General features: G+C 70.5%; 9 protein-coding genes and 1 rRNA gene. 1 reads left to right on the forward strand and 9 read right to left on the reverse strand.

Annotation, left to right across the window (positions count from 1 at the left end):
* Nucleotides 1–10: 10 nt before the first annotated feature.
* Nucleotides 11–1,024: a biotin synthase BioB gene (bioB, locus tag AB0H56_RS30100; protein WP_357169593.1), complete on the reverse strand. Its 1,014-nt coding sequence runs from the start codon at nucleotides 1,022–1,024 to the stop codon at nucleotides 11–13.
* Nucleotides 1,025–1,174: 150 nt separating this feature from the next.
* Between bioB and AB0H56_RS30105 the strand changes: the two genes are divergently transcribed.
* The gene (locus tag AB0H56_RS30105; protein WP_357169596.1) at nucleotides 1,175–1,759 is read left to right on the forward strand and encodes a TetR/AcrR family transcriptional regulator C-terminal domain-containing protein; all 585 of its coding nucleotides are present in this window, start codon (nucleotides 1,175–1,177) and stop codon (nucleotides 1,757–1,759) included.
* Here the strand turns inward: AB0H56_RS30105 and AB0H56_RS30110 are convergent, their stop codons facing one another.
* The 8 genes from AB0H56_RS30110 to rrf all read right to left on the reverse strand — a co-directional run.
* Nucleotides 1,760–2,905, reverse strand: coding sequence for an alpha/beta hydrolase (locus AB0H56_RS30110; protein WP_357169599.1), 1,146 nt, complete (start codon nucleotides 2,903–2,905; stop codon nucleotides 1,760–1,762).
* A 66-nt stretch (nucleotides 2,906–2,971) separates the two neighbouring features.
* A complete protein-coding gene (locus AB0H56_RS30115; RefSeq protein ID WP_357169602.1) occupies nucleotides 2,972–4,171 on the reverse strand; it encodes an MFS transporter in 1,200 nt (399 codons plus the stop codon).
* Between the two features lie 229 nt (nucleotides 4,172–4,400).
* The gene (locus AB0H56_RS30120; protein ID WP_357169605.1) at nucleotides 4,401–5,750 is read right to left on the reverse strand and encodes an LLM class flavin-dependent oxidoreductase; all 1,350 of its coding nucleotides are present in this window, start codon (nucleotides 5,748–5,750) and stop codon (nucleotides 4,401–4,403) included.
* Nucleotides 5,747–6,508 (reverse strand): ABC transporter ATP-binding protein, encoded by a 762-nt coding sequence (locus AB0H56_RS30125; RefSeq protein ID WP_357169608.1) that lies wholly within the window; start codon nucleotides 6,506–6,508, stop codon nucleotides 5,747–5,749. Before AB0H56_RS30125 ends, AB0H56_RS30120 begins: the two co-directional genes overlap by 4 nt.
* Nucleotides 6,484–7,344, reverse strand: a complete 861-nt coding sequence (locus tag AB0H56_RS30130) for an ABC transporter permease (protein WP_357169611.1) — start codon at nucleotides 7,342–7,344, stop codon at nucleotides 6,484–6,486. The genes AB0H56_RS30125 and AB0H56_RS30130 overlap by 25 nt, the downstream gene beginning before the upstream one ends.
* Nucleotides 7,344–8,435: an ABC transporter substrate-binding protein gene (locus tag AB0H56_RS30135; protein WP_357169614.1), complete on the reverse strand. Its 1,092-nt coding sequence runs from the start codon at nucleotides 8,433–8,435 to the stop codon at nucleotides 7,344–7,346. Before AB0H56_RS30135 ends, AB0H56_RS30130 begins: the two co-directional genes overlap by 1 nt.
* 55 nt (nucleotides 8,436–8,490) lie before the next feature.
* Nucleotides 8,491–8,973, reverse strand: coding sequence for an SRPBCC domain-containing protein (locus tag AB0H56_RS30140; protein WP_357169617.1), 483 nt, complete (start codon nucleotides 8,971–8,973; stop codon nucleotides 8,491–8,493).
* 126 nt (nucleotides 8,974–9,099) lie between these two features.
* A 5S ribosomal RNA gene (rrf, locus tag AB0H56_RS30145) occupies nucleotides 9,100–9,195 on the reverse strand; the annotation flags it as partial.

The following is a 9,195-nucleotide window of genomic DNA, read 5'->3' on the forward strand; positions in this document are numbered from 1 at the left end:
TGCCGCCGCGTCAGAGGGTTTCGTTGAGCGCCTTGATCGGCATCTTCAGCTCGCCGAGCAGATCGAGGTCCGACTCGGCCGGGCGGCCCAGCGTGGTGAGGTAGTTGCCGACGATGACGGCGTTGATGCCGCCGAGCATGCCCTGCTTGGCACCCAGGTCGCCGAGGGTGATCTCGCGACCGCCCGCGAAGCGCAGGATGGTGCGCGGCAGCGCGAGCCGGAAGGCGGCGATGGCGCGCAGCGCGTCGGCGGCGGGCAGCACCTCGAGGTCGCCGAAGGGGGTGCCGGGGCGCGGGTTGAGGAAGTTCAGCGGCACCTCGTCGGGCTCGAGCGAGGCGAGCTGCGCGGCGAACTCGGCGCGCTGCTCGATGGTCTCGCCCATGCCGAGGATGCCACCGCAGCAGACCTCCATGCCCGCCTCGCGGACCATGCGCAGGGTGTCCCAGCGCTCCTCGTAGGTGTGTGTGGTGACGACCTTCGGGAAGTGCGACTTGGCGGTCTCGAGGTTGTGGTTGTAGCGGTGCACACCCATGGCGGCGAGCTGGTCGACCTGCTCCTGGTTGAGCATGCCCAGCGAGCACGCGACCTGGATGTCGACCTCGTTGCGGATGGCCTCGACACCGGCGGCGACCTGCGCCATCAGCCGCTCGTCCGGCCCGCGCACCGCGGCGACGATGCAGAACTCGGTGGCGCCGGTCTTGGCGGTCTGCTTGGCCGCCTCCACCAGGCTGGGAATGTCGAGCCAGGCCGCGCGCACGGGCGACTGGAACAGGCCCGACTGCGAGCAGAAGTGGCAGTCCTCGGGGCAGCCGCCGGTCTTGAGGCTGATGATGCCCTCGACCTCGACCTCGGGACCGCACCACTTCATCCTGACCTCGTGGGCCAGCTCGAGCAGCGCTTCCAGGTGGTCGTCACCCAGGCGCAGGACCTCGACGGTCTGCTCCTCGGTGAGGCCTACGCCGCGCTCGAGCACCTGCTCACGGGCGATGGCCAGGATGTCGGTCTGGACGGGTGCCTGCGTCACGTCGTGAAGTCCCTTCGACGGGTGCGTCGCACGTGACACGGGTGTGATCCACCCGGCGTGGCCGTGCAACTTGAACGGTGTTCAGGCTAGGGTAACTGCTACACAATGGTCACGACACCCGGGTGGGTGAATTCCGAGGAAAGGACTCGTGTGCAGCTGCGCAAGACGGACGTGATCGATGCCGCCGTCGCGATTCTGGATCAGTACGGCCTGGCCGACCTCACGATGCGCAGGCTGGCCGGGTCGCTGCAGGTGCAGCCCGGCGCGCTGTACTGGCACGTCAAGGACAAGCAGACGCTGCTCGGCGCGGTCGCGGACCGGATCCTGGCCCCGATGGACGAACCCATCACCGCCGCCGAGTGGCCCGAGCAGCTCACCGAACTCGCGCACCGGCTGCGGAACTGTCTGCTGGCCTACCGCGACGGCGCGGAGCTGGTCTCGGCCACCTACGCCTCCCGGCTGACCACGAGCAAGGCGCGGGAACGCCTGGCGGGCATCGTGATCCGCGCCGGGATGACGCGCGAGGAAGCCGAGCTCACCGCCTACACGCTGCTCTACTACGTCCTCGGCCAGACCGTCGACGAGCAGTCGCGCATGCAGATGGACTCGGTCGGCGCCCTCCCCGACGGCGCGTCACCCCTGCACGACTCTCCCGACCCGACCGCCCGTTTCGACTTCGGGCTGCAGCTGTTCCTCGCGGGCGTGCGCACCATCCTCGGCACCAGGGTGCGCTGATCACGGCGGCTGGTTCCGGATCTGCTCCTGGTAGCGGCGCACGAACGGCAGCACCTGCGAATCGATGATCGCGTTGTACTCCTGAGGCCGCTGGATCGGATTCGCGTGCTCGGTCCGGCGGGGCATGACCACCAGCAGGGTGCCGTCGACGCCACCGGCGTGCTCGATCAGCACCTCGTGCGAGTACTCCACGTCGACGATCCGGTCGCGCGAGGCCTCGCGCGGGCGCAGGAAGACGACGGCCGGGCGCTCCTTGCCCGGTTGCGGACGGGCCAGCGCGCGCAGATCGGCGGCGCTGCCGCCCGCGACGATCGCGAGGAACTGGGCCTCGATCAGCCCGTTGCTCGCGGCGTTCTTCGAAAAGATCTTGTCGCGCAACACTTCCGCGGCCACGTCGCGCAACGCGGGAACGTCGACATCGGGCAGGAGCGCGCCCGGGGCCGCGAATCGTTCCCGCCGCGCGGCCATCTCGACCGCGAAGCGCAACAGCCTGCTCTCCCTGGCGCCCGGCAGCCAGCCCGTCAAGCGCACGAGATCGGCACCGCGGCTGCGGCTTTCGGGCCGCACGGCGTCCAGATCCATCGGTGTGCAGTCCAGCATCACCGCGACCAGCCGCCGATCGCTGCCGAGGTGGATGTGCCGTGCCACCTCCAGCGCGACCACCCCGCCCATGCTGTGCCCGACCAGCATGATGTTGCGGACGTTGCCGTACCTGGCGGCACGCACGATCATGTCGGCGATCACCTTGGTGTCGATACCGGCGTTGTCGTAGCGCACCGCCCAGACGACGCCGAACCGGCTCAGCGCCGGCAGTGCCTTCGCGGTCGGCGTGGCATCGAGCCCGCCGAGCCCGACCAGATCGACCACGGCGGTGTCCCAGTCCCGCGCGTCGGCGGGCAGGTGGGCGGGCAGCAGGGCGGGATCGGTGCGGGCCAGACGTTCGCGTTCGGGGGCCACGTCGTGCACCCAGTACTGCACGAACACGAGCAGCGCGACCAGCAGCACACCGAGTGATCGCAAGGCCACCAGCCGGGTTCGGCGCCATCGCCGCCACCCGTGGCCGAGGCGGGTTTCCCGCAGCCTGGCCCGCCGCCGCGCCTCGTCGTAGTCCGCGACGGTGGACGGATGCCTGTCGTTGAACGACATTCCTCCACTGTAGGAGCGGGGGTCGGCCGGGGGCTCGTGTCGATCCGGTGACGGACGCTCACCCGGCTACTCGTCACTCACCATCCGCGGCCGGATCCGCCCGGGAAACCAGCGGTACATGGCCACGGCGCCGAGGCCGACGCCGACCGCGAGCAGCGCGCCCGCGGTGGCCAGTCCCGCGACGGCGCCGACCACCCCCACCGCGACCGGCCCGGCGAACATCCCGACATCGTGGGTCAGCCGCCACGCGCCGAGGAATTCGGCCCGGCGGTCGGCCGGGGCCGCGAACGCGCCGACGGTCATGATCAGGCCGTTGCTGAGCCCGTTGGCCAACCCCAGCAGCAGGGTCGAGATGCCCATGGTGAGCGCGGAGTGGGTGAACGGCAGACTCGCGTAGCCCACGGCGAAGCAGAGACCGCAGGCCACGCCGGTCACCCGGCTCCCCGCGCGGTCCAGCCACACCCCCGCCGGATACGACATCAGCACGTCGATCGCCCCGGCCAGCCCGAACAGCAGACTCGTGGTGGCGGCGTCGATGCCGAGGTGCGCGGCCCACAGCGGCAGCAACGCGCTGCGCGACGCCCGCGCGGCACCGACGGCCACGGCCGCGAGGCCGAGAGTGCCCAGCGCCGTGCGGTTTTCGGAGAGCACCGTGTGCAGCGGCCGCAACGCCGCCGGGTCACCGATCTCGGCCGACCGGATCGTCACCATCGCCGCGCTCGCCAGCAGCGTGGTGGCCAGCTGCAGCCACAGCGCCCCGACCGGCCCGAACCCGTGCACCAGCGCGGCGCCGAGGAACGGCCCGCAGAAGAAGCCGAGTCGATGCGCGCCCGCCAGCGTCGACATGGCTCGGCCCCGCTGTTCCGGGGCGACCACCGACACGAGATAGGTCTGCCGGGCCAGCCCCCACACCGCGCCCGCCGCACCGTTGAGCAGCAGACCCACCGCCAGCACAGCGAGATTCGGCGCCACGATGGCCGCGACCACGCCCACCGTGCCCAGCACGCTGCCGACCCCGATGGCGGCCCGCTCCCCGATCCGCGCGACGATCCGCCCCGCGGGGAGATCGGTGAGCACCATCCCGAGCCCGTTCAGCGCGACCAGCAACCCCGCGATCCCCGCCGAGGCGCCCAGATCCAACGCGCGCAGGGCGTACATGGGCGCCGCGGCCCCGACGCCGACCCCGTAGAGCGCCATCGGCGCGAACACCGGCCAGGTCAGCGACCGCAGCCGGATCGGCGGCGGATCGACCGTCTTCGCGGTCATCGTGCTCCGTCCCGGAAACGGTTCCGCCGTATTCCCCGGCCCCCGCTCGCGCACCGACAACCGATCACCGCCGCCACCGGATCGGCCCGCCGTCGCGCACTACGACCGCGGCGCCGAACCGTGCGATGTTCCGCCCACAGACGCCACGCGCCGCCGTACGTCGAAGCCCGTGCGCTGTCAGTGCCGTGATTAATCCCTGCGGGACAACAGTTCTCGTCGATCGGCGCACTCATCCGACGGTAGCCGGAGCCGGCGCGACGCGGCCGCGCGGGCGGGCGAGGCCGAAGTGGTCGCGCAGGGTGGTCCCCGTGTACTCGGTGCGGAACAGCCCGCGCTCCTGCAGGATCGGCACCACCGTCTCGGCGAACACCTCGAGGCCACCGGGGTAGTACGGCGGCATCACGTTGAAACCGTCCGCGGCGCCCTGGGTGAACCACTCCTCGATCGTGTCCGCGACCTGCTCCGGCGTGCCCGCGAACACCCGGTGCCCGCGCGCCCCGGCCAGCCGGTGCAGCAGGCCACGCAGCGTCGGACGTTCGCGTTCCACGATCCCCGCCACGACCTGCAGTCTGCTGCGCGCGTTGTCGGTGACATCGCCCGCTCCGGCGAACACCTCGACCGGTACCGGCTCGTCCAGCGCGAGGGCGCGCAGCGAGGTCCCGGTGATCGATTCCAGCTGCTTGATCCCGTACTCGGGCACGGTCAGTTCGTTGAACTCGCGCTCCAGGCGCTTCGCGGCGGCCTCGGTGTCGGCGATGAACGGGCTGATCCCGGGCAGGATCTTCACCGCGTCGGCGTCGCGTCCGTACTCGGCGGCCTTGGCCTTGATGTCGGCGTAGAAGGTCTGCGCGTCCGAGAGGCGTTGGTGGGCGGTGAAGATCGCTTCGGCGTACTTGCCGGCGAAGGCCCTGCCCTCGTTGGAGGCACCGGCCTGTACCAGCACCGGATGTCCCTGCGGCGTGCGGGCGGCGTTGAACGGCCCACGGACACGCAGATGTTCGCCGACGAAGTCGATCGGATGGATCTTGTCCGGGTCGGCGTAGATGCCCGCCGCGCGGTCGAGCAGGATGGCGTCGTCCTCCCAGCTGTCCCACAGCGCGACCACCGCGTCGACGAACTCCCGCGCGCGGGCATACCGTTCGGCGTGGTCGGGGTGCCGGTCGAGCCCGAAGTTGGCCGCCGCCAGGTCCGTTCCGGTGGTCACGATGTTCCAGCCCGCGCGTCCGCCGGAGAGGTGGTCCAGCGAGGAGAACAACCGGGCCAGGTTGTAGGGCTCGTAGTAGGTGGTGGACGCGGTCGCGATGAGCCCCAGATGTGTTGTCGCCGTGGCGATCGCGGTGAGCAGCGTGATCGGTTCCAGGCCGGGCGCCGCGTTGTGGCGCACATCCGTGCGCAGGGCGGGCCCGTCGGCGAAGAACACCGCGTCGAGCTTGGCGGCCTCGGCGGTGCGCCCGATCTCCTGGTAGTAGGACACGTCGTAGATGCGGTCGGGCCTGCTGTCGGGATGCCGCCACGCGGCCTCGTGATGCCCCGACGGGTAGATGAACGCGTTCAGGCTCAGCTGACGTGGTGCACTCATGACGCCTTCTTCACTTCCTCGAAAACGGTGGGGTCCACGCCGAGCCCCGCCAGCAGCACGTCACGCAACCGGATGAACTCCGCGTGCGCGTGCCTGCGCGGGCGCGCGATGTCGATGCGCTGGTCGATCGCGATCCGGCCCTCGTCCAGCACCAGCACGCGGTCGGCGAGCAGCACGGCCTCGTCCACATCGTGGGTCACCAGCAGGACGGCGGGCCGATGTCGCGCGCACAGCGCCTGCAACAGCGCGTGCATGCGGATCCTGGTGAGCGCGTCGAGTGCGCCGAACGGTTCGTCGGCCAGCAGCAGTTCCGGCTCACGCACCAGCGACCTGGCCAGCGCCACCCGCTGCTGCTCACCGCCGGAAAGCTCACGTGGCCACGCCTTCTCGCGCCCGGCCAAGCCGACCTCCGCCAATGCCGCCCGCCCGCGCGCGGCCGCGTCCCGGCCCGTCAGCCCGAGGACGACATTGTCGAGCACCCGAGCCCACGGCAGCAGCCGGGAGTCCTGGAACACCACCGAACGCTGGGTGGGCACGGTGAGTTCGCCCGAACCCGGCACGTCGGCGTCGAGTTCGGCCAGTGCCCGCAGCAACGTGCTCTTGCCCGAACCACTGCGCCCGAGCAGGGCGACGAACTCCCCGCGCCGGATCTCGATATCGAGCCCGTTCAAGACGATCCGGCCGCCGAAACCGCGGGTGAGGGCGCGCGAGCGCACCACCACCCGGCCCGGGTTCAGTCGCTCAGTGTCTGTCGCCATGCCAGCGCCTTTCGTTCCGCCGCCCGCACGGCGAGGTCGCCGAAGAGCCCGAGAAATCCGTAGATCACCAGACCGACGACGATCACGTCGATCTGTCCGTAGGTGCGCGCCTGCGTCATCAGGTAGCCGATGCCGCTGGTCGCGTTGACCTGCTCCACCACCACCAGCGCCAGCCACGAGATGGTCACCGCCAGCCGCAGGCCGAGGAAGAACCCCGGCAGCGAGCCGGGCAGCGCGATCCGCCGCACGAACCCCCACCGCGACAGCCCGACCGTCTCGGCGAGCTCGACATAGCGGGCGTCCACACTGCGCAGGGCGGCGTGGGTGTTGAGATAGACCGGGACGAGCACGCTGGTCGTGATGACGATCAGCTTCATCTCCTCACCGATCCCGAACCAGACGATGAACAGCGGGATCAGCGCCAGCGTCGGAATCGCCCGCTTGATCTGCACCGGCCCGTCGATGACCGCGTCCCCCAGCCGGCTCAACCCCGCGACCAGCGCCAGCACCACGCCGATCAGCACACCGAGGCCGAGCCCGAGCACGGCCCGCTGCAGCGAGGTCAGCAGGTTCGACTGCAGGCGACCGTCGGCGATCAGCTCGCTCGCGGTCCCGGCGACCGTCCAGGGCGCCGGCAGGGTCTCCGGGTCCAGTGCCCCGGTGGCGGATCCGAGAATCCACGCTCCGACCAGCAGGCCGGGCCCGAGGGCGAACCCGAACGGGATGGGTCGGCCCGGTCCGAGCCTGCGGGCGCCACGGCCGCGCGGCGCGAGCGCCGCCACCGGCGGCGTATTCGGCCGGAGCCGCCGCAGGACGGCGGCATCGAGGGTGGCCATCAGCTCGCCGCCGGCGCGAACGCCGCCCCGCTGGCCGTGACCGCCTCGGTCACCGCGGCGTCGAAACGCAGGTCGAAACCGTCGACGGCCTGGATCTTCTTCGGCAGCTCGCCGGCCGCGTCGATCGCGTCGATGGTGGCCTGCTGGCGGGAGATCAACTGCTGATCCAGGTGCGGAAAGGTGTAGGTGCCCAGCGATTCGACGATGCGTCGCGCGTCCTCGGCGCTGACCTTCTGGATCTCGACGTAGTAGCGGGTCGCCCACTCCTCGCGGTGGGTGTTGGTCCACTGCCAGGCCCGCACGAACGCGCCGACCAGCGCCCGGGTCGCGGCCGCCTTGGCCGGGTCCTGCACCACCGCGCGGCGGGCATAGAGGTAGGCGAGCCCGGTGTAGATGCCGCCGGTCTCGGAATCCGGAATCAGCGAGGCGCCCTGGGTGCGCAGCAGCCGGGTCACGTTCGGCTCGATCAGCGGGGCGACGTCGACCTGGCCGGTGCGCACCGCGTCGAGGAACTCCGCGAGCTGCAACCGGACCAGCTGCACGTCACCGGGCGTGAGCCCGGCCTTGGTGAGTGCCTTGAGCACGGCGGCCTGCTGCGCGGTCCCCTCCGCGTAGGCGATCTTCTTCCCGCGCAGATCGGCCAGCTTGCTGATCGAACGGCCGGGCGCGACAGCGAGTTTCAGCGCCTTCGGATCGGTCTGATACGAGCCGACGATCGGCACGTCCTGTCCCGCGGCCAACGCGTGGATCGGCGGCACGTCGCCGACCTGACCCACATCGGCGGCTCCGGCCCGGAAGGCCTCGAGCACGGCCGGTCCGCCGATGAAGTTGGCGAACTCGACCTTGAACGGCAGCTTGTCCAGCTCACCGGACAGGCGCAGAGCCGACTGCAACCGCTCCTGCTGGTCGGCCACGATCAGGGTGGTGCCGGGCGGTACGTCGACCGGCAGCGGCGCGTCGGGCGTACCGACCGGTGCGTCGCCTCCGTTCGCGCAGCCGGTGAGGCCGACGGTCGCGACGGTCGCCAGCGCCAGGAGCACGGCAGTGGCACGGCCACGGAGGCCGAGCGGGAAGGTGTTCGGTCGGTGCATACACGGATTGAAGCAAGCCGCCGGCCACCCGAATACGGTTAGCGTTACGGTGAACTTATTGTGGTCCGCCGACCGAGCCGTGTTCGGCGAGGGCGACGAGCTTCGCGAGCGCCGTCTGCCAGCCGATCTCGTTGTCCGGCAGGCTCAGTCCCGGCGGGACGCCCTCGTGCAGCACCTCCAGATCGGTGCCGCCGCCTGCCGCGTCATGCAAGGTGAAGGTGACGGTCTGCGCGCCGGACATCTCCGGCTTGTCGGTGACGAACTCGAGCACCTCGACGATCTGCTCGTCGGGAGTCAGGGTGAGGAAACGACCGTAGTAGGCGTCGTGCTGCGCGTCCTTGTCCGTCTCGGACGCGTCGTCGTAGATGAGGGTGATCGAGAACGTCCCGCCCTCGTGCGGCTCGAACCGGTGCACCTCACTGGCCTTGGCCATGTCGTCGGGGATCATCCATGCCTTGACCGCGTCGGCGTCGAGGAGCAGTCGGTAGACCGCTGCCCGCGGCGCGTTGATGTGCCTGCCTATCCTCGTGGTCGACATACCTCCACGGTAACCGTTCCGCCTCCCCCGTGACTTCGGCCGAGAGCTTCGGCTCGGGGCGTGTTGCGATGCCCGGGAACGCAAAAAGGCCCTCCAACCGAAGTTGGAGGGCCTTTCGCAATGATGTTCCGGCGGTGTCCTACTCTCCCACACCCTGTCGAGTGCAGTACCATCGGCGCAGGTGGCCTTAGCTTCCGGGTTCGGAATGGGACCGGGCGTTTC

The organism is Nocardia sp. NPDC050717, from assembly GCF_040654275.1.
Lineage (GTDB): Bacteria > Actinomycetota > Actinomycetes > Mycobacteriales > Mycobacteriaceae > Nocardia.